This is a genomic window from Archangium gephyra, from assembly GCF_049060025.1.
Taxonomy (GTDB): domain Bacteria; phylum Myxococcota; class Myxococcia; order Myxococcales; family Myxococcaceae; genus Archangium; species Archangium gephyra_A.
Genome location: NZ_JBMEQQ010000002.1, coordinates 593,296 through 619,417 on the forward strand (window position 1 = coordinate 593,296; position 26,122 = coordinate 619,417).

Here is a 26,122-nt window from a genome sequence, read left to right on the forward strand (position 1 = left end):
GCGGCCTCTCCGGTCAACGGACATCGGTCCTCTTTTGTTTGTTGGATTGTCTCGCCCGCTCCTGGGCGTACTCACCGAGCGGTATCTCGCCCCGGCGGGCGCGGACCCGGAAGCTCGAACAGGGCCTCGCGCTCGGCATGCAGCACGTCCGGTGCGTCCTTGGGGACGCTCTGCAGCGGGTAGTTCTGGTCGATCTGACTGAGCTGGATGCCGATGGGATCCACGGCCCTGTAGATGCCCAGGGACAGCGCCGCGGCGAGCAGCCAGGGAAGCGCCAGCCGCAGGAGCCGGGGAACGGGTTCCAGCGAGACGGAGGGCTCCGGGGCCTCGAGGACCTCGGGCGGACGGAGCGGGCCCAGCAGGGACGGGAAGCGGCGCGCGGCGGCCAGCAGCCCATAGAGCACCGTGCCGCCCAGGAGCATGATCATCACGATGACCCGCGGATCCTCCTGCTGGGAGGCCGCTTCCTCGGGGGCCTCGAGGTAGCGCGCGACGAGGAACAGCACCGTGGACACGAGGTTGTTGGCGGTATGCGCGAGGATGGCCGGCCAGAGGGAGCCGGTGCGCACCAACAGCCAGCCGAACAGTATCCCCAGCTCGACGCGGGCGAGGAAACCCACCGGATCCAGGTGGAACATGCTGAAGACGACCGCGGAGAGGACGACGGCGCGCATGGCGTGTCCTCCGTGCGCCCTCAGGCCCTGGAAGAAGACGCCGCGGAAGAAGAACTCCTCGCAGACCGGGGCCGCGACGGTCACGCTCGCCACGATGAAGGCCAGCTCCACGGAGGACTGGCCGCGGAAGATGTCCGCGACGTCGTAGATCTCCCGCCAGGACTGGGGCAGCAGCGACTGGGAGACGTACTGGACGGGCGCGACGATGGCGAAGAAGTTGGCCACGCCCAGGGCGAACCCGAAGGCCACCGGTGCCAGCCCCGGGAAGGAGAGGCCGGTGTAGCGCACCGGCTCCCTCCCGGTGGCGCGCAGCACGAACCAGCCCAGGCCGAGGAAGACGAAGATCTGCGTGAACCAGATGCCGAAGGCCGCGTTGAGGGTCTGCACGAGCACCCCCGAGACGAGGAAGGCCACGAACACGGCCGCCGCGGCGCTCACCGCCACGGTGCGCGGATCGAGCAGGTGCGGCGAGCGTGTAGGTGGAGGGCTGGGGCTGACTTCTTCCAACGGCTTTCTCCCACGGCGAGGAAGGTGCTCGGAAACCCGAGGCACCGGAACGAGGCACTTCTATAATGCCCGGACTTTGGCGCGCTTCCCGGGATGAACGCAGCGGAGGGTTCGTCTTCGCCCCTCCGGGACGAGGCGCGGGTGCGCGTGGACTTCTACTCGGAGCGCTCGGTGCGGCGGCAGGTGAACCCACACCCGGATGGATTCGCCGCGGCGTGCAAGCGGGTGGCGGCGGCGAATGACAGGGCCTGTCTCAAGTGCCACACTGAGGCGAGCCTGGCGGGAAGGGGGTGCCGCTGATGCGCCGGTTGCTGCGGGTGGGTTTGCTGGGGTGTGCCGCGTGCCTGGATCCGGGAGATCCGTTCCTCGCCGCGCGCGATACGGATCCGCCCGACGTGGTGTCCACCGAGCCGAGCGCCGGGGGCACGCTGCCCGCGAGCGGCTCGCTGGAGATCCTCTTCTCCGAGACGATGGATGCGCGCACGCTGCGCCCGGGCATCGCCGTGTTCGAGGGCAGGGTGGAGGTCCCGCTGAAGCTGACGGTGCCCGCCGGCTCCGGCGGGGACGAGGCCATCGAGCGGGGGGATGTGCCGTACGCCGTCACCGTCGGCACGGAGGCGGGGGCCTTCGCGCCGGGCACCGCGTACACGCTGGTGCTGCGGACGTCCTTGATGGATCAGGAGGGCAACCCGCTCGGGCAGGAGGTGCGGGTGCCCTTCCGGACGTCACCGTGAGCGCGCCCCGCGCTCAGTGGCGCAGGTAGCGGCGGATCTCCTCGGCGAAGTGCTTGCTCGCCGCGACGTCGGGCGCCGCCGATCCCAGCTTCAGCTTCTTGTCCTCCTCCACCAGGTAGCGCTGCTCCACCAGGTAGGCGACCGCGTTCTCCAGCGTCACCTTGGCGAGCGACTCGGCCGCGGTGATGCGCCCCGAGTGGTACTCGGCCCGGCCCACGTCCATCGCCTGCTTCACGAAGGACTTGCGATCCAGCGCCGTGCCCGCCGCCACCTCATGCAGCGTCTGCGCGGCGATCAGGTAGGACTCCAGGTAGTCGCGCAGCAGGTCCGCGAGGTACTCCAGCTCGGGCCGGGCATGGGACTCCGGCGCCACGCTCAGCGTGTCCCCCTCGTGCAGCACCAGCCCCATGCGCACCAGCCGCTCGACGACCTCCGCGAAGATGGTGTCGAAGCTGGCGCCCACCCGGTAGATGAACTCCACCTTGAAGAGGCGCGAGAGCCACAACGCCCGGGCCTTCACCTCGTCGAACGGGGCGGGGGCTCCCACCAGCAGCGCGTTGGCCACGAGGCTGCGCGCCGCCACCAGGTTCATCAGCGTGTTCTTGTAGAAGGACATCTCGCCGCGGCGGTCGTCCTCGGCCTGGTAGATGACCTCGCCGTGCGCCTTCTGCGTGCGCACCATGCCGTCCGAGCAGAAGGTGCGCATGGCGTCCTGGATGGGGCCCATGGCCTCCGGGTTGCTCGGCGAGTCCTTGAGCATCGTGGACAGGGGCACCTTGTCCTCCTCGGCGATGCGGCGCAGGATGGTGATGCGGTCCGTGAGCTCGCGGCTCGTCATGCCGCGCCGGCGGTGGGCCAGCAGCGCCGCGCTCACCAGGGCGTGCGGCGTCACCGTGGACACCTTGCTGATGCCGTACATCACCCGGTTGCCCAGGGCGCGCACCAGGCCCTTCTTCTGCTCGTCCGTGATGGGCTGGGCCGGGTCGAGCCCACGGCTCTTCATCAGCTCCACCAGAGAGAGGGGCTCGTCGAAGGTGAGGTGGATGCGGCCGTAGCGCGCCGCCAGCACTTTGGGCGTGCTCAGCAGGGCCTTGATGTCCTCGGGCTTCTTCTCGCCACCGGCCAGCTCCTTCGAGTAGCTGCCCGACTCCACGACCTTCTCGTAGTCGATGGACACGGGCACGAAGATGAGATCGTTGCGAGCGCCCTCGAGCACGGCCTCGAGCTGCCAGGTGAACATGCCCAGCTTGGGCTGCAGCAGCTTGCCGGTGCGCGAGCGGCCGCCCTCGGGGAAGAACTCCTGGTGGACGCCGTCGTGGACGAGCTTCTTCACGTAGCCCTTGAAGGACGCGGCGTAGACCTTGTCGTCCTTGAAGGAGCGGCGCAGGAAGAAGGCGCCGCAGCGGCGCAGGATGGGCCCGAGCGGGAAGAAGGACAGGTTGGCGCCCGCGGCGACGAGGGGTACGGCGTAGCCGCGATTCCACAGCACCCAGCTCATCACCAGGTAGTCCACGTGGCTCTTGTGCGAGGGGCACAGCACGAGGGGTGCCTTGCTGGCGGCCTTGAGGGCGCGGTTGAGCCCGGCCTCGTCCACCTCGATGCCGTCGTAGATGCGGTTGAACACCCAGCCGAGCACGGGCGCGACGAAGGAGAGCGTCGTGGGGCTGGGCTTGCCGGCGATGGCCTGGAGGTTGCGCCGGGCCTGGCGCAGCACGCTCTCGGGGCGGCGGTTGCTCTCGGCGGCCACCGCGTCCAGGGACTTGCGCAGGGTGCGGTCGCGCAGCGTCTCCTCGATGATGCGCTCGTGCGGCTTCACCGGCGGGCCGAAGACGGCGCGCGTCTCGCGGGCGAGGTGGTGGTTGAGCGCGCTGCGCACCTTGCGGGCGATGACCTCGTCCGAGTCCTGCGGGTTCTCCTCGATGAAGCGCTTGAGATCGATGGGCTCGCCGACGCGGAACTGCGCGCGGCGGTAGTTGCGGAAGAAGGCCACCATCGAGTGCACGAAGCCGGGCGCGTCCGGGCTGCCGAAGACGTGATCCAGGAGGCTCGGCTTGATGCGCGAGGTGCGCTTCTCCCAGACGAAGAGCTCCGGGACCAGGAAGACGGTCTTGTCGCTCTTGCGCGCCATGGCCACCAGGGAGGGGAAGGGATTCTCCTCGATGTCCTTGCCCGCGGCGCTCAGCAGGGCCGTCTTCTTGAGGAAGATGAGGCCGCTGCCGGCCTGGCGCCGGGCGTAGGTGAAGCGCACGTCGAAGTCGCCGCGCTGCGCCGTCTTGCGGAAGGGGCGGGTGAACCAGGGACGCAGGTTCACCACCGCGCGCACGGGGGGCAGGGCCCGGCGCACCATGGCCCAGGCCAGATAGAGGAAGTTGATCCACGCCGTGCTGCGCATGACGTGCACCACGAACCCCTTGGCGTGGAGCGCGCGCAATTCATCCTCGGCCTCGGCGGGGAAGCGCACCCCGTCGAAGTAGCGCGCTCCCAGCATCCGGGAGACGGGCCCGAATTCTTCCTTCAACGCCTCACTGTGATTCACAGCTTCGGTCAATGCGGTGTCCACGTGCGGCCCCCCTTTGTCCACGCGAGCCTCGTTACATGTTCTCGGGAGTAGCGATACCCAGCAGCGTCAGGCCGGCCGCCAGGGCCGCCCGCGTCGCGTCCGTCAGCGCGAGCCGCGCCGCCTTCACGGGCTCGTTGTCCTCCACGAGCACGCGCTTGCTGCGATCCTGATTGCCCAGCGTGTAGTAGCGGCTGAACTCCGCGGCGAGGTCCAACAGCCACCGCGCGACGAAGCTCGGCTCCAGTTGCTCCGCGGCCTCCTGCACCACCACCGGCAGCCGGGCGATGGCGCGCAGCACGGCCTGCTCCTCCGGCAGGGTGAGCAGCGCCGCGTCATACGAGGCCGGAGCCCCGCCCCCCTTGCGCAGGACGTTGCAGGTCCGCGCGTGGGCGTACTGGAGGTACGGACCGGAGTGGCCCTCGAAGGCGAGCACGTCCTCCCAGTCGAAGGTGTAGTCCGTGGTCCGGCGGTTCTTCAGGTCGCCGAAGAAGATGGCGCCCATGCCGATCTGCTCGGCCAGCCCCTCGGGGTCGTCCGTCTGCATCTTCCCGGCCTGGATGTTCTCCTGGACCTTCTCGCGGGCGCGGACCCTGGCCTCGTCGAGCACGTCGGTGAGGAGCACCACGTTGCCCTTGCGCGTGCTCATGCCGTGCACGCGGCCGAAGTTGACGTGCACCATGCGCTCGGACCACTCGCGGCCCATGGCCTTGAGCACCCGGAAGAGCTGCCGGAAGTGCAGCGCCTGGTCCGTGGCCACCACGTACAGTGCCTTGTCGAAGTGGAAGCGCTCGTGCCGATCGATGGCCGCCGCCAGGTCTCGCGTGGCGTACAGCGTGCTGCCGTCGTTCTTCTTGAGGAGCACCGGCGGCTCGTTCTCCTCGTAGGGCAGGTCCACGATGGTGGCGCCCTCGGACTGCTTGATGCCGGGCCTGCGGGCGATCTCGTCGATCACCGGCTCCATCTTGCCCTGGTAGAAGCTCTCGCCCTCCATGTGCTCGAACTTCACGCCGAGCCGGGCGTAGATGCGCTCGAAGTCGCGCAGGGACGTCTCGCGGAACTCCTTCCAGAGCGCGAGCGCCTCGGCGTCATTGGCCTCCATGCGCCGGAAGAAGTCGCGGGCGCGCTCGTCGAAGGAGGGCTCGGCCTCGGCGCGCTTGTTGGCCTTGACGTACACCTCCACGAGGTGGGCCATGTCGTTGCGCCGGGCCGGGTCGCCGTACTCCTGGAAGCCCACGGCCACCAGGCCGAACTGCTTGCCCCAGTCGCCCAGGTAGTTGATGCCCTCGACCTTGTAGCCGAGCGCCCGGTGCAGGTTGGCCAGGCTGTGGCCGATCATCGTCGAGCGGATGTGGTGGAAGGCGATGGGCTTGGCGATGTTGGGCGACGAGTAGTCGATGACCACAGTCTTGCCGGTGCCCGAGTCCCCGCCGCCGTAGCGCGGGCCCTGCGAGCGCACCGTGTCGAGCACCTCGGAGGTGAAGGGCATCAGCGCGAACTTCGCGTTGACGTAGGGGCCGGCGGCCACCACCTCCAGGCCCGGCACCTTCACGCTCTGGGCGAGCGCGGCGGCGATGGCGGGCGGGGCCTTCTTCTGGGCCTTGGCCAGGGGGAAGGTGGGGAAGGAGAAATCACCGTGAGCCGGGTCGGCCGGCTTCACCTGGGACTCGAGCCTCGGAGGCGGGCACGCCCAGGGACTGGGCGAGCGCCTCGACGAAGGCAGTCCGATAGCGGGAGTAGACGGAAGGATTCATTGGATCGCGCGGATACTAAGCGAAACCGGGCTTGTTCCGCGCACCTTCTGTCAACGCATCGGGCCGGAAAACCCTTTCAGGTCACCGCCGGGTTGCGGCGGCTCGGGCGGACCACGGCGGCCACGGTGTCGAGCAGCCGCGGCAATTGCAGTGGCTTCTCGAAAAATCCGTCGATGCGGTCCAGGCCCTGGCCGGCGCCGAGGGTGGAGACCTCGCTGGCACCGGAGATGATGTAGACGGCGATGTCCGCGAGGGACTCGGTGCCGCGGATGAAGCGCAGCACGGAGCGCCCATCTTCCTCGCTGAGGCGCAGGTCCAACAGCACCATGGCCGGGCGGATGTGCGAGAGGATGGAGCGGGCCTCGGCGGCGCCGGAGGTGGACATCACCCGGTAGCCCTCCTGCTCGAGCACCTGCTGGAGCACCTCGCGGCAGTCGGCGTCGTCCTCGACGAGGAGGATGCCACCGGCGCGGGGACCGGCCTGGGCGCTCTCGGGGGTGCTGACGGCGCCGGCGAACATGGGCAGCACGAGCTGGAAGGTGGTGCCTTCACCCAGCGTGCTGGCGGCCTCCACGCGGCCGCCGTGCAGCGCGAGGATCTTCGCCACCAGGGGCAGGCCGAGGCTGCGTCCCTGGCCGCGGGTGGTTTCCGGGCGGTAGAAGGGATCGAAGACGTGCTCCAGGTCCTCGTTGCCGATGCCGGGGCCGGAGTCCTTCACGGTGAGCAGGGCGAGCCCGTCCTCGACGGAGACGCGCAGCTCCACGCTGTCATCGGCCTCGCAGCGGTGGATGCCGCTCTCGACGAGGTTCTGGATGGCCTCGGCGATGCGCTCGCGGTCGCCGCGGACGAAGACCTCGCTGGAGGGGGGGAGGGTGAGCTGCACCTTGGCCTGATCGGCCATGGGGGTGAGGGTGCGGAGGACCTCCTCGGCCACGGACTTGAGACCGAAGGGGCGCTGGTTGAGCTGCATCTTCCCGGCCTGGAGGCGGGACATGAGCAGGAGGTCATTCACCATGCGCAGCATGCGGTCCGCGCTGCGGTCGCACACCTGCACCGCGCGGCGCTGGGCGTCGGAGACGGGTCCGAGCTTCTCGCGCCCCATCATGGCCAGGTAGGCCTTGAGGGTGGTGAGGGGGTTCTTGAGATCGTGCGAGACGTTGCCGAGCAGCTCGTCGCGGCTCTGCTCGAGGGCCTTGAGGCCGGCGATGGCGGTCTGCAGGTCCTTGTTGCGGCGGGCGCTGTCGTCGCGCAGGCGGGCCACCTCGTAGGCGGCGGAGAGCTGGCCGGCGAGCGCCATCAGCATGGAGTCCGAGACGGCGCGGCGGGGCGCGAGGATGGCGAGCACCCCGCTGACGCCCTGGGGGCTGTCGAGCGGCACGGCGAGGGTCTCCTCGTCGCGGAGGATGGCCCTCTCGGCGAAGGCGCGGCCCACCAGGCCCTGCTCGGGGGTGGCGGCGGTGATGCGATCGTCGTAGCGGCCGCGCACGTGCTCCACGTGGAGCTGGTTGCGCGAGGGCTCGAAGCGGGCCACGTAGCAGGCCTTGGCCTGCATGAGGCCGTGGATGATCTGCAGTTGCGAGCGCAGGGCCTCGGTGGGGCCGGCGCTGGAGGAGATGTGCTGGGACATCTCCACGAGGGCGCGCTCGGCGGCCTCGCCGTCCACGGGGGGCTGGGGCTTCACCGTCTTCCGGGGCTTCTTCACCTCGGGGCGGAGGGTGACGATCTCTGCCAGATGCGGAACCTTCTTCTTCGGCACGGAGCTACCTCGGCAACCAGGGGGCGGCACGCCGACCCCCGTCCAGGTGTGGGGGCAGCGGGATCTCCACTCGAGCCGATCCTGCGCTACCCGGAGCCGGGGTGGGAACCCTTCCCCGGACCCTCCCGCAACAGGGGACGACCGCAGGACAATTGCCATGTCGGATAGCTGACATCAGGATGGGTGGGCGGCGTCCCACCCGTCAGGTTCTGGACGATCCCCTCCGGGGCCCACTCCCCGTGAGGGAGGGGGGCACACAGGGGGGCTCAGCCGCGGCGCTGCACCAGGCCGCTGCCGTCGAGGTAGTAGGGCTCGTTCATCACGGCCTCGACCTTCTCGCGGTAGCCCTGGACGCCGAAGCCGCTCTCCTGGAGGGCACCGAGGGCGGCCGTCTGCACGCGGCGCCCGGCGTCACCGCTCGTCAGGAGACGGAGGATGGGCTCGCGCGCCGGCTCATACTTCTGGGGACCGAGCGCCTTGAGGGCGGCGATCTTCACCTCGTCGGCCATGTCATCGAGGTGGGGCAGCACGACGGAGGGGATGCGCGGATCCTGCTTGCCGGTGACGTAGTGGAGCAGGACGACCTTCTTCTCGGGGTCGCGCATGTACTGGGCGCTCAGCGAGTGGAGGGTGTCCACGACGATGGTGACGACCTCGGACTCGGGCAGCAGCGACTCGAGGATACGGAGGGCCCAGGAGGTGGCCTGCTCGTTCTTGCGCAGGAACTCGGTGACGGGGGCGATGGCGTCCTTGTCGAAGCTCTTGATGAGCTCGAAGACGTGCTCCTTCTCGTCGGCGTCCGTGGTGAGGGGCTCCACGGTGACGGTGTAGCGGTGGAGCAGGACGGTGACGGCCTCGGGGATCTTCATCTCGCCGAGCTGTTGGAGGGCCTTCTGGCGGGTGGCGGGGTCCCCATACTTCTGGGTCACCTTGGACTTGAGCTTGAGGGCTTTTTCGGGGCCCGAGCCGCCGAGGAAATCGAAGATGCCCATGGTGAAGAGGCTCCGAGGGGTGATGCGAGTTCTTGGGGGCCGTGTAGGACGCGGCGCAAGCTAACGCAAGAAGCTTGGATGGCCAGTGACCGGCCGTCGATTGGAACCTAGAGCTGCAGGGAGCCCCGGACATCGCCCTGGTAGGCGCGGGCGAGCTCCTCGGCGGCCCTGCGGGCCTCGGTGGAGGGGTGCTCGGGCACCTTTACCTGAAGTGTGAGGTAGAGGTCGCCCGCGGGTCCGCCCTTCAGGGAGGGGGCACCCCGGCCGCGCAGACGCATGCGGCGGCCGGACTGGGAGCCCTCGGGGACCTTGACCGTGACCTCGCCCTGGAAGGTGGGGACGCGCACCTCGGCGCCCAGCATGGCCTCGGAGACGGTCACCGGCAGGTCCATGTAGAGGTCATCGCCCTCGCGGCGTACCAGGGGGTGCTCGGCGACAATCGTCTCGATGTAGAGGTCCCCCGGAGGCCCCCCGCGCGAGCCCGACGCGCCCTGGCCGGACAGCCGGACCTTGGAGCCCGTGTGGACGCCGGCGGGGATCTTCACGGTGAGCCGGGCGGTTTCCTCCACCACGCCCGAGCCCTGGCAGGAAGGGCAGGGGGGCGCGGCGCGTCCGGTGCCCCGGCAGGTGGGACACGTACCGGCGGTGTTCATGCCCAGGACGCCGCTGCGGCGCACCTTTCCGGTCCCTCCGCAGGTGGCGCACGTGGAGGGGGTGCCCACCTGGCCCGCGCCCTGGCAGCGCTGGCAGCGGCCGGGGCGCTGGAGCGAGATGCTGCGCTCGACGCCGGTGAGGGCCTCGTTGAAGCTGAGCGTGAGGGTGGCGGTGATGTCCTCGCCCGGGGTGGGACCGGCGGCCCGGCCTCCTCCTCCGGCACGTCCGAACACCTCGCCGAAGTCCACGCCGCCGGCGCCCGCGCGGCCGAAGATGTCGCCGAAGATGTCGCCCAGGTCGAAGTCCACGCCAGGGCGGCCCCCGCCGCCGAACGGCATGCCGCCGCCAGCCGCCTGGGCGGCCTTGTAGGCCCGGTACTGGGTGGCCTTCTTTTCGTCGAAGCCGAACTGGGCCGCCTCGTTGCCGAACTCGTCGTACAGCTTGCGCTTGCGCTCGTCCGAGAGAACCTCGAAGGCCGCGTTGAGCTGCTTGAACTTCTCCTCAGCCGACTTGTCCCCCGGGTTGACGTCCGGGTGGTACTTGCGGGCCAGCTTGCGGAAGGCCTTCTTGATTTCGTCGGCCGACGCCGTCCGGGACACGCCGAGAATCTGGTAGTAGTCGTCCGCCATGGTGATACCGCCCTCCGAGACAGCGACAACGTAACCTGCCGTGCGGCGATCGCCAGCAAGGCGTGTGGGCCAAGGTCAGGATGTATAAAGTGGCCGGAGGCGCGAGGGAGAGCATGGCAGCGCGGTACGCACAGGGGACGAAAACGGGGCTGCTGGTGGGCTGGCTCGTGCTGATGCCCGTGGCCGCTGCCCGCCCGCCTGCTCCCGGACCGTCCTCCGAGCCCCCCTCTGGGACTCCAGCGGCCGAGGGCCGGGTCATCGACCGGGTGGTGGCGGTGATCGGCACCCAGGTCCTCACCCTGAGCGAGCTGGAGTTCGAGGCCCGGGTGACGCTGGTCCAGCGAGGGGGCGTGCGAGCGGCGGAAGTCCAGCTCGACGAGCAGACGCTCCGGGGAGCGTTGGAGCTGGCCATCAACCAACGGCTGCTGGTGGCGGGTGCGGATCGCCTGCAGGCCTTCCAGGCGGAGCGTTCGGAGGTGGAGGCGCGGCTGAGGACGTTCCGCGATCGCTTCGAGGACGAGACATCGCTGCTGGCCTTCCTGGCCCGGCACGATGCGGACCTGGAGCAGTTGACGGCGGTGCTGGAGCGGAGCGTCCGGGCCGAGCGCATCCTGGACAGCCGCATCCGCCTGCGCGCGCAGGTGAGCGAGGCGGAGGTGCGGCGGTACTGGGAGGAGCACAAGGGGACGCTGGGCGGTCCGTTCGAGGCGGTGCGGGACACGCTCAAGGAGAAGCTGTTCCGGGAGCGCTACAACCAGCTGGCGAAGGACGAGTTCAAACTGGTCCGGGAGAGCGCGAGGATCCGGCGGGTAGCGCCCTTCGCGCGGATCCGAGAGGGGGAGCCATGAGACGGATGCGTGAGGATTCCCGTCCGAGCGACAAGCCCAGGCCGCAGTCCACGTTCCTCATCCGCAGGATGACGCGGGAGGACCTGCCGGCGGTGATGGAGCTGGAGAAGGCCTCGTTCCGCAACCCGTGGTCGTTCGAGTTGCTGCAGCGCGAGCTCGGCCACGACTGGTCCGTCATCTACCTGCTGGAGGAGCCCCTGCCGGAGGGGGGCAGGCGCCTGCTGGGTATCTCCATCTTCTGGATCGTCCACGACGAGGTGCACGTGTTGAACGTGGCGACCGCGCCGGAGCACCGGCGGCGCGGGGTAGGGCGGGAGCTGATGGAAGCCACCCTGGCCGAGGGGCGGGCACGCAAGTGCAGCCTGGCCACGTTGGAGGTGCGCAAGAGCAACGAGCCCGCCATCAATCTCTACAAATCGTTCGGCTTCCGCCCGGTGGGGGTACGGCCGAACTACTACGTGGACGAGGGCCAGCCGCCCGAGGACGCGATCGTGATGGTGCTCGACTTCTAGCAGCCGGGGGAGTAGAGGACCGAGCCCGCTGTCAGGGTGTAGGAATGGATGCCCGTGGGGTTCACGGTTCAAGCCGTGGGCCAGCAGTCGCTTGACACAGGGTGCCCCCTCCCTATACTCGCGACCCTTTTTCAAGCGCAGTTGTAGGTTTGTATGCGCCCCCGGGGACACCCCCCCGGATCAATCGGGAAGGAAGAGGAGTTCAGTGCCGACTATCAGCCAGCTGGTCCGCAAGGGCCGCGAGAAGTTGAACATCAAGGGTAAGAGCCCCGCTCTGAAGGAGTGCCCCCAGAAGCGTGGCGTGTGCACCCGCGTGTACACCACCACCCCCAAGAAGCCGAACTCGGCGCTCCGCAAGGTGGCGCGTGTTCGTCTGACGAACGGGATCGAGGTCACCTCCTACATCCCCGGCGTGGGTCACAACCTCCAGGAGCACTCGGTGGTGATGATCCGCGGTGGCCGTGTGAAGGACCTCCCGGGCGTTCGCTACCACATCGTCCGCGGCACGCTGGACTCGGTGGGCGTGGCCGGCCGCAAGCAGAGCCGTTCGAAGTACGGCGCCAAGCGCCCGAGCTGATTTCCGCTCGAGATCACCTTCGTTTCATTTGATTGGGATGCTTGCCCCGCACCCTGGGGAGCCTTCCTGAATTCGCCAACGCAGTTCGAAGCCCCCCATTTAGCCTCCCGGGTGCAAGGGAGCGGGGCGTAAGGGATACAGAGCAATGCCTCGTCGTCGCGTAGTAGCCAAGCGCAAGATCCTTCCCGATCCGAAGTTCCAGGACCGCCTCGTCACGAAGTTCGTGAACGACCTGATGCGCAAGGGGAAGAAGTCCATCGCCGAGCGGGTGTGCTACGGCGCCTTCTCGCTCATCGAAGAGCGTGCGAAGGAGGACCCCCTCAAGACGTTCAAGAAGGCCCTCGACAACGTCAAGCCGGTGCTCGAGGTGAAGAGCCGCCGCGTCGGTGGCGCCACCTACCAGGTGCCCGTGGAGGTCCGTCAGGATCGCCGCGTGGCGCTGGGCATGCGCTGGATCATCACCTACGCCAAGGCGCGTGGTGAGAAGACGGCCATGGAGAAGCTGGCGGGCGAGATCATGGACGCCGCCAACAACCGTGGCAACGCGGTGAAGAAGCGCGAGGACACGCACAAGATGGCCGAGGCCAACAAGGCCTTCGCCCACTACCGCTGGTAGTCGTGCGATTCCTGTAGTATCCGGCACCCGGATGCGGACCCCCGCGTCCGGGTGTTTCAGGTCTTTGACAACCGTTTCGTTGGTTTCGTGGTTGGAAGGGCAGGGCAACCGCCCGTCCTGTTCTGGAGAGGTTCGGAGAAATGCCTCGCGAGTATCCGCTCGAGCGCTATCGCAACATCGGCATCATGGCGCACATCGATGCCGGCAAGACCACGACCACGGAACGGATCCTGTTCTATACGGGAGCCATCCACAAGATGGGCGAGGTGCATGAAGGCACCACGACCACGGACTGGATGCCCCAGGAGCGCGAGCGCGGCATCACCATCACCTCCGCCGCCATCACCGCGTTCTGGAGCAGGAGCGAGCAGAAGTACCGCATCAACATCATCGACACCCCGGGCCACGTGGACTTCACCATCGAGGTGGAGCGCTCGCTGCGTGTGCTGGACGGGGCCATCGCCGTGTTCGACGGCGTGAACGGTGTGGAGCCCCAGACCGAGACGGTCTGGCGCCAGGCGGACAAGTACAAGGTCCCCCGCATCTGCTTCGTGAACAAGATGGACCGGGTGGGCGCGGACTACACGATGTCCGTCAACACCATTCGCGAGAAGCTGGGCGCGCGTCCCGTGCGTCTGCAGCTCCCGCTGGGAGCCGAGGACAAGCACCGCGGCGTGATCGACCTGGTCCGGATGAAGGCGCTCGTCTTCCAGGACTCGGAGCAGGGCAGCCGGTACGACGTGGTGGACATTCCCGAGGAGTTCCTCGAGGAGGCCACCGCGGCCCGGAGCGAGCTCGTCGAGACGGCGGCCGAGCAGGACGATGCGCTCACCGAGAAGTTCCTTGAGGGCACGGAGCTGACCGAGGCGGAGATCCGCGGCGCCATCCGCAAGGGGTGCCTGGGGCTGAAGATCTTCCCCGTGTTCTGTGGCTCGGCCTTCAAGCACAAGGGCGTGCAGCCCCTGCTGGACGCGGTGGTGGACTACCTGCCCAACCCGCTGGAAGTGCCCCCGGTGCATGGCAAGACGCCCAAGGGCGAGGACGAGACGCGGCCGACGGATGACAAGGCGCCCTTCAGCGCGCTGGCGTTCAAGATCATGAACGACCCGCAGTTCCCGTCGCAGACGCTGACGTTCCTCCGCATCTACTCGGGCAAGCTGGAGGCGGGCACGGCGGCGTGGAACTCGGTGAAGGGCAAGCGCGAGCGCATCAGCCGTCTGGTGCAGATGCGCGCGGACAAGAAGGACGAGGTCCAGGAGTGCTACGCCGGTGACATCTGCGCGGTGGTGGGCCTGAAGCTGGCCACCACGGGCGACACGCTCTGCGACGACAAGCACCCCATCATCCTGGAGCGGATGGACTTCCCCGAGCCCGTCATCGACGTGGCCATCGAGCCGAAGTCGACGGCGGACCAGGACAAGATCATCACCAGCCTCGCCCGCCTGTCGATGGAGGACCCGTCCTTCCGCGTGAAGACGAACGAGGAGACGGGGCAGACCATCATCGCCGGCATGGGCGAGCTGCACCTGGAGATCATCGTCGACCGGCTCCTGCGCGAGTTCAAGGTCGACGCCAACGTAGGCAAGCCGCAGGTGGCCTACCGCGAGACGATCACCCAGGCGGTGGAGTCCGAGGGCAAGTACATCCGCCAGACGGGTGGCAAGGGCATGTACGGCCACATCAACCTGCGGGTGGCTCCCAACGAGCCGGGCGCGGGCTTCGCCTTCGAGAACAAGATCGTCGGCGGGGCGGTGACCAAGGAGTTCGTCGAGGCGGCGAGGCAGGGCGTCCAGGAGTCCATGCAGAGTGGCCCCATCGCGGGCTACCCCATGCTGGACGTGAAGGTGGAGGCCTACGACGGCTCGATGCACGACGTGGACTCGAGCGAGATCGCCTTCAAGATTGCCGGCTCGATGGCCTTCCGGGACGCGATGCGCACCGCTGCCCCGGTGCTCCTCGAGCCCATCATGGACTGCGAGATCGTCACCCCGGATGACTTCACGGGCGACGTCATCGGCGACCTGAACGGCCGCCGCGGGAAGATCATGGGCATGGAGCCCCGGCCGGGAGGCGTGCAGGCCATCAACGCCCAGGTGCCTCTCGCCAAGATGTTCGGGTACTCGACCGACCTGCGCAGCCGCAGCCAGGGAAGAGCGACCTACACCATGCGGTTCAGCCACTACGCGCCGGCACCCAAGGACGTGCTGAACCGTTGATGCACCCCGGCCCCTCGCAAGGGGGGCAGGCGATTTAGATTGACGTTTCCGCGGGTTTGGAGCACGACGCAGCACCTTTTCTCGATTCGGCCGGAATCCGGTCTGCGAGGAGCAGCAATGAGTAAGGAAAAGTTCGACAGAAGCTTGCCGCACGTCAACATCGGCACCATCGGCCACGTTGACCACGGCAAGACGTCCCTCACGGCGGCCATCACCAAGGTGCTGGCGAAGACCGGCGGCGCGACCTTCCTCGCGTACGACATGATCGACAAGGCTCCCGAGGAGCGCGAGCGCGGCATCACCATCTCGACCGCGCACGTGGAGTACAAGACGAAGAATCGTCACTACGCCCACGTCGATTGCCCCGGCCACGCCGACTACGTGAAGAACATGATCACGGGCGCGGCGCAGATGGACGGCGCCATCCTCGTGGTGTCGGCCGCCGACGGCCCGATGCCCCAGACGCGCGAGCACATCCTGCTCGCCCGCCAGGTCGGCGTCCCCTACATCGTGGTCTTCCTGAACAAGGTCGACATGCTGGACGACCCCGAGCTGCGTGAGCTCGTGGAGATGGAAGTCCGCGACCTGCTCAAGAAGTACGACTTCCCGGGCGACACCATCCCCATCGTCCCGGGCTCGGCCCTCAAGGCGCTCGAGGGTGACACCTCGGACATCGGCGAGCCGGCCATCCTCAAGCTGATGGAGGCGGTGGACAGCTACATCCCCACCCCGCAGCGCGCGACGGACAAGCCCTTCCTGATGCCGGTGGAGGACGTGTTCTCCATCGCCGGCCGCGGTACGGTGGCCACCGGCCGCGTCGAGCGCGGCATCATCAAGGTGGGCGAGGAAATCGAGATTGTCGGTATCCGCCCCACGCAGAAGACGGTCGTCACGGGCGTCGAGATGTTCCGCAAGCTGCTGGACGAGGGCCGCGCGGGCGACAACATCGGCGCGCTGCTGCGCGGCCTCAAGCGTGAGGACCTCGAGCGTGGCCAGGTGCTCTCCAAGCCGGGCAGCATCACGCCGCACACCAAGTTCAAGGCGCAGATCTACGTGCTCTCGAAGGAAGAGGGTGGCCGTCACACCCCGTTCTTCAAGGGCTACCGCCCGCAGTTCTACTTCCGCACCACGGACGTGACGGGCACGGTGAAGCTGCCCGACAACGTCGAGATGGTGATGCCTGGCGACAACATCGCCATCGAGGTGGAGCTGATCACCCCTGTGGCCATGGAGAAGGAGCTGCGCTTCGCTGTTCGCGAGGGTGGCCGTACCGTGGGCGCCGGCGTCGTGGCCGAGATCATCGCGTAGTTTCGTCGTATCCTCGCTTCCCCGAGCTTCTGTTCAGAAAAGTTCGGGGAAGTGGGAATAAGGTTGCATCCACCAGGGGCCGGTGGTACAAGCCGCGCCCCTTCGTTCGAAGAAATGGCTCTGTGACATCCAGGGGACGTTGGTCGTAGCGCCTCCCGAAGGCAGAGGCCGTTTAAAGAGGTTTTTGCGAATGGCGACACAGAAGATCCGCATCCGGCTGAAGGCGTACGACTCCAAGCTCCTGGATCAGAGCGCTGGCGAGATCGTGGAGACGGCTCGGCGCACGGGCGCCAAGGTGGCCGGTCCGATCCCCCTGCCCACGCGCATCAACAAGTTCACGGTTCTGCGCTCGCCGCACGTGGACAAGAAGAGCCGCGAGCAGTTCGAGATCCGCACTCACAAGCGCCTGCTCGATATCCTCGAGCCGACCCAGCAGACGCTGGACGCGCTGATGAAGCTGGATCTCTCGGCCGGCGTTGACGTGGAGATCAAGTCCTGAGGAAGCGGGGCTGAGCCCTCGCGGTTCCACTCCGTTCCCCAGAGGAAAGAGCCATGGCGAAGTTCGACGTAGTCGACTTGGATTTGAAGAAGGTGTCGGAGCTGCAGCTCTCCGACGATGTTTTCGGTGCCGAGCCGAACGCGAACCTCTTTTATGAGGTCGCGAAGATGCAGCAGATCAACCGGCGCCGGGGTACGGTGGGTGTGAAGAACACCTCGCTGGTGAGCGGTGGTGGCAAGAAGCCCTGGAAGCAGAAGGGTACTGGCCGCGCTCGTCAGGGTTCCATCCGCGCTTCCCACTGGGTGGGCGGCGGCAAGGCGATGGGCCCGAAGCAGCGGGACTACTTCTACCGTCCTCCGAAGAAGGTCCGTCGCGGTGCGCTCAAGGCGGCTCTGTCGCTGCGCGCCCGTGAGAAGACGCTCATCATCGTGAGCGACTTCAGCCTGTCCGCTCCCAAGAGCAAGCAGGCCTTCGAGGCTCTGACCAAGCGCCTGAAGCTGTCCGGCGCGCTGGTCATCGACGCCAAGGACAACACCAACCTGCACCGCAGCGTGCGCAACCTGGCGAAGTTCGACGTTCTGCCCCCCGAGGGCCTGAACCTCGAGTCCGTGCTCCGCCACAAGCACCTGGTGCTCACTTCCGCGGCCGCGAAGGCCATCGAGGGGGCGCTCTCGTGAAAATCAACGACGTCATCAAGGGACCGCTCATCACCGAGAAGCTGGACGCGGCCCGCGAGAAGTTCCGGCAGTACTCGTTCATCGTCGACAAGAAGGCCACCAAGTACGACGTGGCCAACGCCGTCGAGAAGCTCTTCAAGGTGAGCGTCGAGGGTGTGCGGACCAACATCGTGCGCGGCAAGACCAAGCGCGTGGGTCGCTCGATTGGCAAGCGGCCGAACTTCAAGAAGGCGGTCGTGACCCTGAAGGAAGGGGACAAGATCGAGCTCTTCGAGGGAGGCGCGGTCTAGCGCATTGCGCTGACCGTCGTTGAGGAACCACCATGGGCATCAAGAAGTACAAGCCGACCTCCGCCGCCCGCCGTCTGATGACCGCGTCTGACTTCGCGGACATCACCAAGGGCAAGCCGGAGAAGAAGCTCACCGAGTCCCTGAACAAGTCCGGCGGCCGTAACGTCCACGGCCACATCACCCGCCGCCACCAGGGCGGTGGTCACAAGCGCCGCTACCGCGTCATCGACTTCAAGCGTCGGGACAAGGACGGCGTGCCGGCCAAGGTCGCCGCGGTCGAGTACGACCCGAACCGCACCGCCAACATCGCCCTCCTGCACTACGCGGATGGCGAGAAGCGCTACATCCTCGCCCCGGTCGACCTCAAGGTCGGTGACACCGTCATGGCGGGTGAGGGCGCGGACATCCGTCCGGGCAACAGCCTCCCGCTGATCAACATCCCGATCGGTACCGTCATCCACAACGTGGAGCTGAAGCCGGGCCGTGGCGCCCAGATCATCCGCTCCGCGGGCTCCTCCGGCCAGCTCATGGCCAAGGAGGGCCGCTACGCCCAGGTCCGTCTGCCCTCGGGCAGTGTGCGCATGGTCCTCATCGAGTGCCGTGCGACCGTGGGCCAGGTGGGCAACCTGGAGCACGAGATCATCCGCAGCGGCAAGGCCGGCCGCAGCCGCTGGCTGGGCATCCGTCCCACCGTCCGCGGTCTGGCGATGAACCCCGTCGATCACCCGCACGGTGGTGGTGAGGGTAAGTCCGGCCAGGGTAATCCGCATCCGGTGTCGCCGTGGGGCAAGAAGACCAAGGGTCTCAGCACGCGCACCAACAAGCGTACTGACAAGTTCATCGTGAGCGTCCGCCGTCCGGGCGCGCGCAGCCAGTAGTCGAGGGTTCACACAATGGCGCGTTCGATCAAGAAGGGTCCGTTCGTCGATGGTTTCCTCGTGAAGAAGATCGAGGACATGATCAAGACGAACAAGAAGAGTGTTGTGAAGACGTGGTCCCGGCGTTCCACCATCCTGCCGGAGTTCGTGGGACACACCTTCGCGGTGCACAACGGCCGCAAGTTCATCCCCGTCTTCGTGACCGAGAACATGGTGGGCCACAAGCTCGGCGAGTTCGCCCCGACGCGTACGTTCGGCGGTCACTCGGCGGAGAAGAAGGTCGCCAAGGGCAAGTAGCCGGCCCCGCTGACAGGCGGCGTCCGCCAGAGGAGATGACATGGAGTCGAAGGCACATCTGAGGTTCCTGCGCATGTCGCCCCGTAAGGTTTCCACGGTGGCGGCGCTCGTCCGGGGCAAGCCGGTGGGGCAGGCCCTGAACATCCTGCGCTTCACCAGCCGCGCCGCGGCGGTCCCCGTGGCCAAGCTCATCAAGAGCGCCGTGGCCAACGCGACCGACTTGTCGAAGGGACAGGTCGACGTGGATAAGCTGATCGTGAAGACGATCTCGGTGGATCAGGGTCCGACCCAGCGCCGCTATATGCCGCGCGCCATGGGCCGCGCCACGCGCATCAACAAGAAGACCAGCCACATTCACGTGGTGCTGGAGGAGGCGGCCAAGAAGTAAGGCCGCCCCTCGGCGCCCCACGCAACCGATTCGAAGGAGAAGCACGTTGGGCCAGAAAGTCCATCCCATTGGGTTCCGCCTCGGGGTCATCAAGACCTGGGACTCCAAGTGGTTCGAGCACAAGAACTACGCGCAGTGGCTGCATGAAGACATCCGCATCCGCGAGTTCGTGAAGAAGTCGCTCGCCCACGCGGGTGTCTCCAAGGTGGAGATCGAGCGCGCGGCGAACAAGGTGAAGGTCAACGTGCACACCGCGCGCCCGGGCATCGTCATCGGCAAGCGCGGTGCCGGCATCGAGACGGTGAAGAAGGACCTGCAGCAGTTCACCAAGAACGAGGTCTTCCTCAACATCGTCGAGGTCCGCAAGGCCGAGACGGACGCGCAGCTGGTGGCCGAGAACATCGCCACCCAGCTCGAGCGCCGTATCGCTTTCCGCCGCGCCATGAAGAAGGCGCTGCAGACGGCGATGAAGTTCGGCGCCAAGGGCATCCGGGTCTCCTGCTCCGGCCGTCTCGGCGGCGCGGAGATGGCTCGCTACGAGTGGTACCGCGAGGGCCGCGTGCCCCTGCATACCCTCCGCGCGGACATCGACTACGGTTTCGCCGAGGCCAAGACCACCTACGGCAAGATCGGTTGCAAGGTCTGGATCTGCCGCGGCGAGGTGCTGCCCACCAAGGGTGGCCACCAGGCCGCGCCGGCCGCCAACCGCTAACTCTCCCCGGGAGCCGCCTCGAGAGGGGCGGCTCACTCGGGCTTGAAGGACACCGACGATGCTTCAGCCTGCTCGTACGAAATTCCGCAAGATGCACAAGGGCCGTATGCCCGGCCAGGCCCACCGCGGCAGCGATCTCACCTACGGTGAGTACGGCCTGATGTCCCTGCAGCCGGGGTGGATCACCTCGCGGCAGATCGAGGCGGCCCGTATCGCGATGACGCGCCACATCAAGCGTGGCGGCAAGATCTGGATCCGCGTGTTCCCGGACAAGCCGGTCACCAAGAAGCCCGCCGAGACCCGCATGGGTACCGGTAAGGGCGGTGTGGAGTACTACGTGGCGGTGGTCAAGCCCGGCCGCATCCTCTACGAGATGGAGGGTATGACGTCCGAGGTTGCCACGGCCGCCATGAAGCTGGCCCAGGCGAAGCTGCCCGTGCTGACGAAGATCGTCAGCCGCAGCGAGCTGGCCCTCTAGTTTTCGCCCTCCGGGCGGCCCCTCTGGTGTAGAGGGCCGCCCGCTGGCTTGAAGGAGATTTGAAGATGGCGACTGCGAAGGAACTCAAGGAGCTCTCGGCGGACGACCTGAACCGGCGCGCGGCCGAGCTGCGCGAGACGCTGTTCCAGGATCAGCTCAAGCGGGCCACCGGCTCGCTCGACAACCCGTCCGAGCGCACCCAGCACAAGCGCGACCTGGCGCGCATCCTGACCGTCCTGGGGGAGAAGTCCCGGGCGGAGAAGAAGGCTTAGGAGCTTTTCTCATGGCTGAAGCGACTCAATCCACCTCTGCCAAGACCTCCACCCGCGGCCGTCCCAAGACCCGCGTGGGGATCGTGACGTCCAACAAGATGCAGAAGACGGTGGTTGTTACCGTCTCGCGCCGCGCGTCTCACCCGAAGTACGGGAAGATCATGAGCATGCGCGAGAAGTACAAGGCGCACGTCGAGGATCACGACTACCCCTCCAAGATCACCATCAACGAGGGTGACCGGGTGCGTATCTCCGAGACCCGTCCTGCTTCCAAGGACAAGCGCTGGCGCGTGGTCGAGGTGTTGGAGAAGAGCAAGAACGTCTGAGCCGTCCGAGCTCGCGCAGCCCACAGGCGCGCGAGGCCGTGGCTCGAGCCGCGCGGTGCCCGTCCTCACCGGAGGGGCCTGCCGTAGCTGAGATAGGAGATTCCAGATGATTCAGATGTCCAGCGTGCTCGATGTGGCCGACAACTCGGGCGCCAAGAAGGTGTACTGCATCAAGGTGCTCGGCGGCTCGAAGCGCAAGTACGCGTCCATCGGCGATGTGATCGTCGTGTCGGTGCGCGAGGCGCTGCCGAACTCCAAGGTGAAGAAGGGTGATGTGGCCAAGGCGGTCATCGTGCGCACCGCGCGCGAGTTGGGCCGTGCGGATGGCAGCTACATCAAGTTCGATGGCAACTCCGCCGTCCTCATCAACAAGGACATGGAGCCCATCGGGACGCGCATCTTCGGGCCGGTGGCCCGCGAGCTCCGCGCCCGCAAGTTCATGAAGATCATCTCGCTCGCTCCCGAGGTCCTCTAGTAGGGCATCAGGCGGTCCGCGAGGAGGGAGAGGAACCATGGAGAAGCTCAAGGTTGGAGACACCGTCCAGGTCATCGCCGGCGCAGAGCGCTCGGAGAAGACCCCGGAGACGAAGCGCGGCAAGGTGCTGAAGATCGACCGCGAGGCCCAGCGCGTGACCGTCGAGGGCGTGCGCCTGGTCAAGCGGCACCTCCGCAAGACGCCCCAGCAGCCCGAGGGCGGCATCGTGGAGAAGCCGGGCACCATCCACATCTCGGACGTGCAGGTGGTCTGCGCCAAGTGCAACACGCCGACCCGCGTGGGCATCCGGGCTGATGGGGACAAGAAGAAGCGGTTCTGCAAGAATTGCGACGCCCTGATTGACTAGGGGTAGCGGTTCGGGCATGTATGCGCGCCCTTTGCCCTACCTCGGGTGAGGGGAGGGCGGGCGAGCATACCCGGGGCCCCGAAGGACCCGTGGGGGCTCCGGTGTTACCAGTTTCCACGCTGTACTGATCGGCGCGCTGGGTCCACGGCGGCGCTCCGAAGCAGAGGATAAGACGATGGCTGAAGAGAAGAAGGACGCGGCGAAGAAGGAAAAGAAGGGCCGCAAGAAGGAAGAAGTCAAGAAGGCAGGCTTCGCGGCGAACATCGAGGAGGGCCTCAAGGTCGGCCCGGCGCGTCTCAAGCTGCGCTTCCGCACGGACGGCGTGCCTGCGCTGATGAAGGAGCTGGCGCTCAAGAACCCGATGGAGGTTCCCCGCCTCGAGAAGATCGTCGTCAACATGGGTCTGGGCGAGGCGCTCGCCAACAACAAGATCCTCGAGTCCGCCGTGGACCAGCTGGGTGCCATCACCGGTCAGAAGCCCGTGGTGACCCGCGCCCGCAAGTCCATCGCGAACTTCAAGCTGCGCCAGGGCCAGGCCATCGGTTGCGCCGTCACCCTGCGTGGCGACCGCATGTACGAATTCCTGGACCGCCTCATCACCGTGGCGCTGCCGCGCGTGCGTGACTTCAAGGGCGTGTCCCCCAAGGCGTTCGACGGGAAGGGCAACTACACGCTCGGCGTGCGCGAGCAGATCATCTTCCCGGAAATCAACTACGACCAGATCGAGAAGGTGAAGGGGCTCAACATCAGCTTCGTCACCACTGCGGCGAACGATGAGCAGGGGCTGGCGCTGATGCGTCACTTCGGCATGCCGTTCCGCCAGTAACGAGGATTCGCATCCATGGCCAAGCTCTCGAAGATCGCCCAGGCGAAGCGCAAGCCGAAGTTCTCCGTCCGCGCCTACAACCGCTGCCCGCTCTGCGGCCGGCCCCGCGCGTTCCTGCGGAAGTTCAACATGTGCCGTATCTGCTTCCGGCACCGCGCGCTCCGCGGCGAGATCACCGGCGTCACCAAGTCGTCCTGGTAGCGGGACGCGGGCTTCCGGACCCCGAGCAGGGGTCCGGGTGCCTGGTCCGCCCCTGAAGGGCGGGCCGAAGCAGTTCATGCATGGCAACCGTGGCGAACCCCCGGGATGGGCCCGGCAGGCGCGGCGGTTGCGAGCGCGGAAGCGGTGGAACCGCTCCGCACGGAAGGTAGCATTATGTCGGTTGTCAACGATCCCATTGGCGACATGCTGACCCGCCTGCGCAACGGCTCGCGCGCGCGTCACGACAAGGTCGTCATGCCGCACTCGAACCTCAAGCTCGAGATCATCAAGGTCCTCAAGTCCGAGGGCTTCATCGGCGACTACACCGTCCACGAGCGCGCCCCGCAGAACGAGATCTCGGTCCAGCTGAAGTACGGCCAGGATCGCGCTCCGGCCATCACCGGCATCCGCCGCGTGTCCAAGCCCGGTCTGCGCCGTTACGTCAACGTGCGTGAGATTCCTCAGGTGCTCGGCGGCCTGGGCATCTCGATTCTGTCCACCTCCAAGGGCGTGATGGTGGACTCCGAGGCTCGCAAGCAGAAGGTCGGCGGCGAGCTGCTCTGCACCGTCTACTAGCCAGCCCCCCGGGTGCCGCGGCTCACCGCCGCGACCTGGACTGACTGCACTGAGGAAATCATGAGTCGGATTGGAAAGCTTCCGGTCAAGCTGGCGGACAAGACGAAGGCCACTGTGTCGGGCCGCCAGGTCAGTTTCGAAGGCCCCAAGGGCAAGATGGTCGTTCAGCTTCCCGCCAAGGGCGTGAAGGTGACGATCGCTGGCAACGAGGTGCGGGTGGATCGCGAGGATGAGTCGCGCGAGGCCCGCAGCCTGCACGGCCTGACGCGCACGCTGCTGGCCAACGCGGCCAAGGGCGTGTCGACGGGCTTCGAGCGCCGCCTGGACATCCGCGGCGTCGGTTTCCGCGCCGAGGTCAAGGGCAAGACGATCAACATGTCGCTGGGCTTCTCGCACCCGGTGGTGTTCAACCTGCCCGAGGGCGTGACGGCCGAGGTCGACAAGGCCGCCCGCTCGGAGGACGGTCTGCCCACCCTGGGTCTGACGCTCCGGTCCGCGGACAAGGAGGCCCTCGGGGCCGCCGCCGTGAAGATCCGCGCGCTGCGCCCGCCCGAGCCGTACAAGGGCAAGGGCATCAAGTACTCGACCGAGAAGATCCGTCGCAAGGAAGGCAAGACGGGCACCGCCTAGTCGGAGTGAACACCCAACCGCGCGGCTCCCGCTGGAGCCGCGCAATCATCCGGCGGTGGAAGTCCCCATCACCGCCGGACGGAGAAGGAATCATCCATGTCGAAGAAACTCGATCCGCGCCTCAAGAGGAAGGACCGCATCCGCCGGAAGCTCTCGGGTACCACCGAGCGCCCGCGCCTGTCGGTCTACAAGAGCCTCAAGCACATCTACGCCCAGGTGGTGGACGACACCACGGGCCGCACCCTGGCCTTCGCCTCGTCGCTCTCCAAGGAGCTCAAGGGCAACGCCGAGGGCGACAAGAAGGCCGAGGCCAAGCGCGTGGGCGCCCTGATTGCCCAGAAGTGCAAGGCGGCCAATGTCGACGCGGTGGTGTTCGATCGCAACGGCTTCCCCTACCATGGCCGTATCGCCGCCGTGGCTGATGCCGCGCGTGAGGGCGGGCTGAAGTTCTAGAAACCTTTCGAATAAGGAAGTTCCCAAGTGGCAACTCCGATCAATCCAAACGATCTCGACCTCACCGACCGGGTGGTGAATATCAACCGCGTCGCCAAGGTGGTGAAGGGCGGCCGACGCTTCTCGTTCGCCGCGCTGGTGGTGGTGGGCGACGGTGCCGGCCACGTCGGCATCGGCCTGGGCAAGGCCAATGAAGTCCCCGAGGCCATCCGCAAGGGGGGCGAGAACGCGAAGAAGAACCTGTTCCGCGTTCCGCTGCAGGGCCACACCATTCCTCACGAGGTGCTCGGGCACTTCGGCGCGGGCTGGGTGCTCCTGAAGCCGGCCGGTGAGGGTACGGGTGTCATCGCCGGTGGTGCGGTGCGCGCGGTCCTCGAGGCGGCGGGTATCCGCAACATCCTGACCAAGAGCCAGGGCTCGCGGAACCCCCACAACGTGCTGAAGGCTACGATGGCCGGCCTGAAGACGCTGCGTTCGCCGGAGCAGGTGTCCCGCCTGCGCGGCAAGGACGTGGGTCCCCAGAAGTCCGAAGAGGCGAGGGGTTAATCATGGCGCTCAAGGTCAAGCTGACGAAGAGCTTCGCGGGTTCGTCCGAGGACCAGCTCGCGACCATCCGGAGCCTCGGGCTGAAGAAGTTCGGCGACGAGCGGCTCCTCCAGGACACGCCGGCGAATCGCGGCATGGTGAACAAGGTGCGTCACCTGGTGACGTCCGAGACGGTGCAGGGCGACGCCCCGAAGACCACCCGTCGCAAGCCCCGGCACATCCGGGCCCGGGACGCCGCGCGCGCCCGCCAGGCCACCAAGGCCTAAGAGGGTTCAGACAATGACTACGCTCAACAACCTGAAGCGCCCCGCTGGCTCGTGGCACCGCAAGAAGCGGGTGGGCCGTGGCCAGGGTAGCGGTCTGGGCAAGACGGCCGGCCGCGGTGGCAAGGGCCAGAAGGCCCGTTCCGGTAATATGCGGTTCGAGGGCTTCGAGGGCGGTCAGAGCCCCCTGCAGCGCCGGCTGCCGAAGTTCGGCTTCACCTCTCCCAACCGGACCATCTACGCGGTGGTGAACCTGGCGGACCTTGAGGCGTTCGACGCGGGCGCCACGGTGGACGAGGCGGCGCTGAAGACGCGCGGCCTGGTGAAGGGCCGGTACGACGGCGTGAAGGTGCTCGGAAACGGCACGCTCACCAAGAAGCTGACCGTCCGGGCGCACAAGCTCTCGGCCGCGGCCCGCGAGGCGGTCGAGAAGGCGGGCGGTTCCGTCGAGGAGCTGCCGCTCGTGGCCCACAAGCCCGAGTCCGCCGCCAAGGCCCACAGCGGTAAGGGTGTCAAGAAGGCCAAGTCGTGAGGGGAGGGCGCATCACACTCCTAGTGGTGCGCGCCTCTCTATCCGTGTAGGATTCCGCGCCCCTTTCCGAATTCGGACGGGGGCGCTGCTGTTCTCGCTGAA

At 67.2% G+C, this 26,122-nt stretch carries 33 protein-coding genes and 1 pseudogene; 28 read left to right on the forward strand and 6 right to left on the reverse strand.

The features are described from left to right. Positions 1–13: 13 nt before the first annotated feature. A pseudogene (locus ACN28I_RS02725) lies at positions 14–1,181 on the reverse strand (type II CAAX prenyl endopeptidase Rce1 family protein). Between the two features lie 93 nt (positions 1,182–1,274). Between ACN28I_RS02725 and ACN28I_RS02730 the strand changes: the two are divergent. Then, positions 1,275–1,481 carry a hypothetical protein gene (locus ACN28I_RS02730; RefSeq protein ID WP_420940604.1) on the forward strand — a complete coding sequence of 69 codons (207 nt, stop codon included), beginning with the start codon at positions 1,275–1,277 and terminating at the stop codon, positions 1,479–1,481. After that, on the forward strand, positions 1,481–1,915 hold the full coding sequence (locus tag ACN28I_RS02735) for an Ig-like domain-containing protein (RefSeq protein ID WP_420940605.1): 435 nt from the start codon (positions 1,481–1,483) through the stop codon (positions 1,913–1,915). Before ACN28I_RS02730 ends, ACN28I_RS02735 begins: the two co-directional genes overlap by 1 nt. A gap of 13 nt (positions 1,916–1,928) precedes the next feature. Here the strand turns inward: ACN28I_RS02735 and ACN28I_RS02740 are convergent, their stop codons facing one another. From ACN28I_RS02740 to dnaJ, 5 genes are all read right to left on the reverse strand, one after another. Continuing rightward, positions 1,929–4,475: a 1-acyl-sn-glycerol-3-phosphate acyltransferase gene (locus ACN28I_RS02740; RefSeq protein ID WP_420940606.1), complete on the reverse strand. Its 2,547-nt coding sequence runs from the start codon at positions 4,473–4,475 to the stop codon at positions 1,929–1,931. 31 nt (positions 4,476–4,506) lie between these two features. Next, a complete protein-coding gene (gene argS, locus ACN28I_RS02745) occupies positions 4,507–6,132 on the reverse strand; it encodes an arginine--tRNA ligase (protein ID WP_420940607.1) in 1,626 nt (541 codons plus the stop codon). Positions 6,133–6,302: 170 nt separating this feature from the next. Continuing rightward, positions 6,303–7,982, reverse strand: coding sequence for an ATP-binding protein (locus ACN28I_RS02750; RefSeq protein ID WP_420940608.1), 1,680 nt, complete (start codon positions 7,980–7,982; stop codon positions 6,303–6,305). Positions 7,983–8,248: 266 nt separating this feature from the next. Continuing rightward, positions 8,249–8,974: a HEAT repeat domain-containing protein gene (locus ACN28I_RS02755; protein ID WP_420940609.1), complete on the reverse strand. Its 726-nt coding sequence runs from the start codon at positions 8,972–8,974 to the stop codon at positions 8,249–8,251. Between the two features lie 107 nt (positions 8,975–9,081). Then, positions 9,082–10,257, reverse strand: coding sequence for a molecular chaperone DnaJ (gene dnaJ / locus ACN28I_RS02760; protein ID WP_420940610.1), 1,176 nt, complete (start codon positions 10,255–10,257; stop codon positions 9,082–9,084). Positions 10,258–10,370: 113 nt separating this feature from the next. Here dnaJ and ACN28I_RS02765 point away from each other — a divergent pair, with 113 nt between their 5' ends. The 26 genes from ACN28I_RS02765 (at position 10,371) to rplO (ending at position 26,020) form a co-directional block, all read left to right on the forward strand. Continuing rightward, a complete protein-coding gene (locus ACN28I_RS02765; protein WP_420940611.1) occupies positions 10,371–11,105 on the forward strand; it encodes a hypothetical protein in 735 nt (244 codons plus the stop codon). Next, the gene (rimI, locus tag ACN28I_RS02770) at positions 11,102–11,617 is read left to right on the forward strand and encodes a ribosomal protein S18-alanine N-acetyltransferase (protein WP_420940612.1); all 516 of its coding nucleotides are present in this window, start codon (positions 11,102–11,104) and stop codon (positions 11,615–11,617) included. The genes ACN28I_RS02765 and rimI overlap by 4 nt, the downstream gene beginning before the upstream one ends. A 205-nt stretch (positions 11,618–11,822) precedes the next feature. Then, positions 11,823–12,194, forward strand: a complete 372-nt coding sequence (gene rpsL, locus ACN28I_RS02775; protein WP_043408969.1) for a 30S ribosomal protein S12 — start codon at positions 11,823–11,825, stop codon at positions 12,192–12,194. Positions 12,195–12,339: 145 nt separating this feature from the next. Next, a complete protein-coding gene (rpsG, locus tag ACN28I_RS02780; RefSeq protein ID WP_071900193.1) occupies positions 12,340–12,810 on the forward strand; it encodes a 30S ribosomal protein S7 in 471 nt (156 codons plus the stop codon). A 140-nt stretch (positions 12,811–12,950) separates the two neighbouring features. Further along, positions 12,951–15,026, forward strand: a complete 2,076-nt coding sequence (gene fusA, locus ACN28I_RS02785) for an elongation factor G (RefSeq protein WP_420940613.1) — start codon at positions 12,951–12,953, stop codon at positions 15,024–15,026. Positions 15,027–15,143: 117 nt separating this feature from the next. Then, positions 15,144–16,334, forward strand: coding sequence for an elongation factor Tu (tuf, locus tag ACN28I_RS02790; protein WP_420940614.1), 1,191 nt, complete (start codon positions 15,144–15,146; stop codon positions 16,332–16,334). A 190-nt stretch (positions 16,335–16,524) separates the two neighbouring features. After that, positions 16,525–16,833, forward strand: a complete 309-nt coding sequence (gene rpsJ / locus ACN28I_RS02795) for a 30S ribosomal protein S10 (RefSeq protein ID WP_002625389.1) — start codon at positions 16,525–16,527, stop codon at positions 16,831–16,833. A gap of 53 nt (positions 16,834–16,886) precedes the next feature. Continuing rightward, a complete protein-coding gene (gene rplD, locus ACN28I_RS02800) occupies positions 16,887–17,510 on the forward strand; it encodes a 50S ribosomal protein L4 (protein WP_420940615.1) in 624 nt (207 codons plus the stop codon). Beyond that, on the forward strand, positions 17,507–17,800 hold the full coding sequence (locus ACN28I_RS02805; RefSeq protein ID WP_420940616.1) for a 50S ribosomal protein L23: 294 nt from the start codon (positions 17,507–17,509) through the stop codon (positions 17,798–17,800). Before rplD ends, ACN28I_RS02805 begins: the two co-directional genes overlap by 4 nt. 32 nt (positions 17,801–17,832) lie before the next feature. Further along, positions 17,833–18,678, forward strand: a complete 846-nt coding sequence (rplB, locus tag ACN28I_RS02810; RefSeq protein WP_420940617.1) for a 50S ribosomal protein L2 — start codon at positions 17,833–17,835, stop codon at positions 18,676–18,678. A gap of 15 nt (positions 18,679–18,693) precedes the next feature. Then, positions 18,694–18,975, forward strand: a complete 282-nt coding sequence (gene rpsS, locus ACN28I_RS02815) for a 30S ribosomal protein S19 (protein ID WP_267537797.1) — start codon at positions 18,694–18,696, stop codon at positions 18,973–18,975. Between the two features lie 40 nt (positions 18,976–19,015). Next, on the forward strand, positions 19,016–19,363 hold the full coding sequence (gene rplV, locus ACN28I_RS02820) for a 50S ribosomal protein L22 (RefSeq protein ID WP_047857261.1): 348 nt from the start codon (positions 19,016–19,018) through the stop codon (positions 19,361–19,363). Positions 19,364–19,409: 46 nt separating this feature from the next. Then, positions 19,410–20,075 (forward strand): 30S ribosomal protein S3, encoded by a 666-nt coding sequence (rpsC, locus tag ACN28I_RS02825; protein ID WP_375773214.1) that lies wholly within the window; start codon positions 19,410–19,412, stop codon positions 20,073–20,075. A 58-nt stretch (positions 20,076–20,133) separates the two neighbouring features. Next, positions 20,134–20,553: a 50S ribosomal protein L16 gene (gene rplP, locus ACN28I_RS02830; RefSeq protein WP_420940618.1), complete on the forward strand. Its 420-nt coding sequence runs from the start codon at positions 20,134–20,136 to the stop codon at positions 20,551–20,553. 65 nt (positions 20,554–20,618) lie between these two features. Then, positions 20,619–20,825 (forward strand): 50S ribosomal protein L29, encoded by a 207-nt coding sequence (gene rpmC, locus ACN28I_RS02835; RefSeq protein WP_047857263.1) that lies wholly within the window; start codon positions 20,619–20,621, stop codon positions 20,823–20,825. An 11-nt stretch (positions 20,826–20,836) separates the two neighbouring features. Continuing rightward, the gene (gene rpsQ / locus ACN28I_RS02840; RefSeq protein WP_420940619.1) at positions 20,837–21,151 is read left to right on the forward strand and encodes a 30S ribosomal protein S17; all 315 of its coding nucleotides are present in this window, start codon (positions 20,837–20,839) and stop codon (positions 21,149–21,151) included. A 106-nt stretch (positions 21,152–21,257) separates the two neighbouring features. Continuing rightward, positions 21,258–21,626: a 50S ribosomal protein L14 gene (gene rplN / locus ACN28I_RS02845; RefSeq protein ID WP_420940620.1), complete on the forward strand. Its 369-nt coding sequence runs from the start codon at positions 21,258–21,260 to the stop codon at positions 21,624–21,626. Between the two features lie 37 nt (positions 21,627–21,663). Next, complete coding sequence (gene rplX / locus ACN28I_RS02850) at positions 21,664–21,993, forward strand: 50S ribosomal protein L24 (RefSeq protein WP_420940621.1); 330 nt, start codon at positions 21,664–21,666, stop codon at positions 21,991–21,993. A gap of 175 nt (positions 21,994–22,168) precedes the next feature. Further along, a complete protein-coding gene (gene rplE / locus ACN28I_RS02855; RefSeq protein ID WP_420940622.1) occupies positions 22,169–22,819 on the forward strand; it encodes a 50S ribosomal protein L5 in 651 nt (216 codons plus the stop codon). A gap of 15 nt (positions 22,820–22,834) precedes the next feature. Further along, positions 22,835–23,020 (forward strand): type Z 30S ribosomal protein S14, encoded by a 186-nt coding sequence (locus ACN28I_RS02860; protein WP_043409024.1) that lies wholly within the window; start codon positions 22,835–22,837, stop codon positions 23,018–23,020. A 174-nt stretch (positions 23,021–23,194) separates the two neighbouring features. Then, positions 23,195–23,596: a 30S ribosomal protein S8 gene (gene rpsH, locus ACN28I_RS02865; RefSeq protein ID WP_420940623.1), complete on the forward strand. Its 402-nt coding sequence runs from the start codon at positions 23,195–23,197 to the stop codon at positions 23,594–23,596. A 60-nt stretch (positions 23,597–23,656) separates the two neighbouring features. Beyond that, on the forward strand, positions 23,657–24,226 hold the full coding sequence (gene rplF / locus ACN28I_RS02870) for a 50S ribosomal protein L6 (protein WP_420940624.1): 570 nt from the start codon (positions 23,657–23,659) through the stop codon (positions 24,224–24,226). A gap of 96 nt (positions 24,227–24,322) precedes the next feature. Further along, the gene (gene rplR, locus ACN28I_RS02875; protein WP_375773220.1) at positions 24,323–24,679 is read left to right on the forward strand and encodes a 50S ribosomal protein L18; all 357 of its coding nucleotides are present in this window, start codon (positions 24,323–24,325) and stop codon (positions 24,677–24,679) included. Between the two features lie 27 nt (positions 24,680–24,706). Next, the gene (gene rpsE, locus ACN28I_RS02880) at positions 24,707–25,225 is read left to right on the forward strand and encodes a 30S ribosomal protein S5 (RefSeq protein WP_420940625.1); all 519 of its coding nucleotides are present in this window, start codon (positions 24,707–24,709) and stop codon (positions 25,223–25,225) included. A gap of 2 nt (positions 25,226–25,227) precedes the next feature. Continuing rightward, complete coding sequence (gene rpmD, locus ACN28I_RS02885) at positions 25,228–25,491, forward strand: 50S ribosomal protein L30 (protein ID WP_420940626.1); 264 nt, start codon at positions 25,228–25,230, stop codon at positions 25,489–25,491. A 13-nt stretch (positions 25,492–25,504) separates the two neighbouring features. After that, positions 25,505–26,020 carry a 50S ribosomal protein L15 gene (gene rplO, locus ACN28I_RS02890; protein ID WP_420940627.1) on the forward strand — a complete coding sequence of 172 codons (516 nt, stop codon included), beginning with the start codon at positions 25,505–25,507 and terminating at the stop codon, positions 26,018–26,020. The last annotated feature ends 102 nt before the right edge of the window (positions 26,021–26,122 follow it).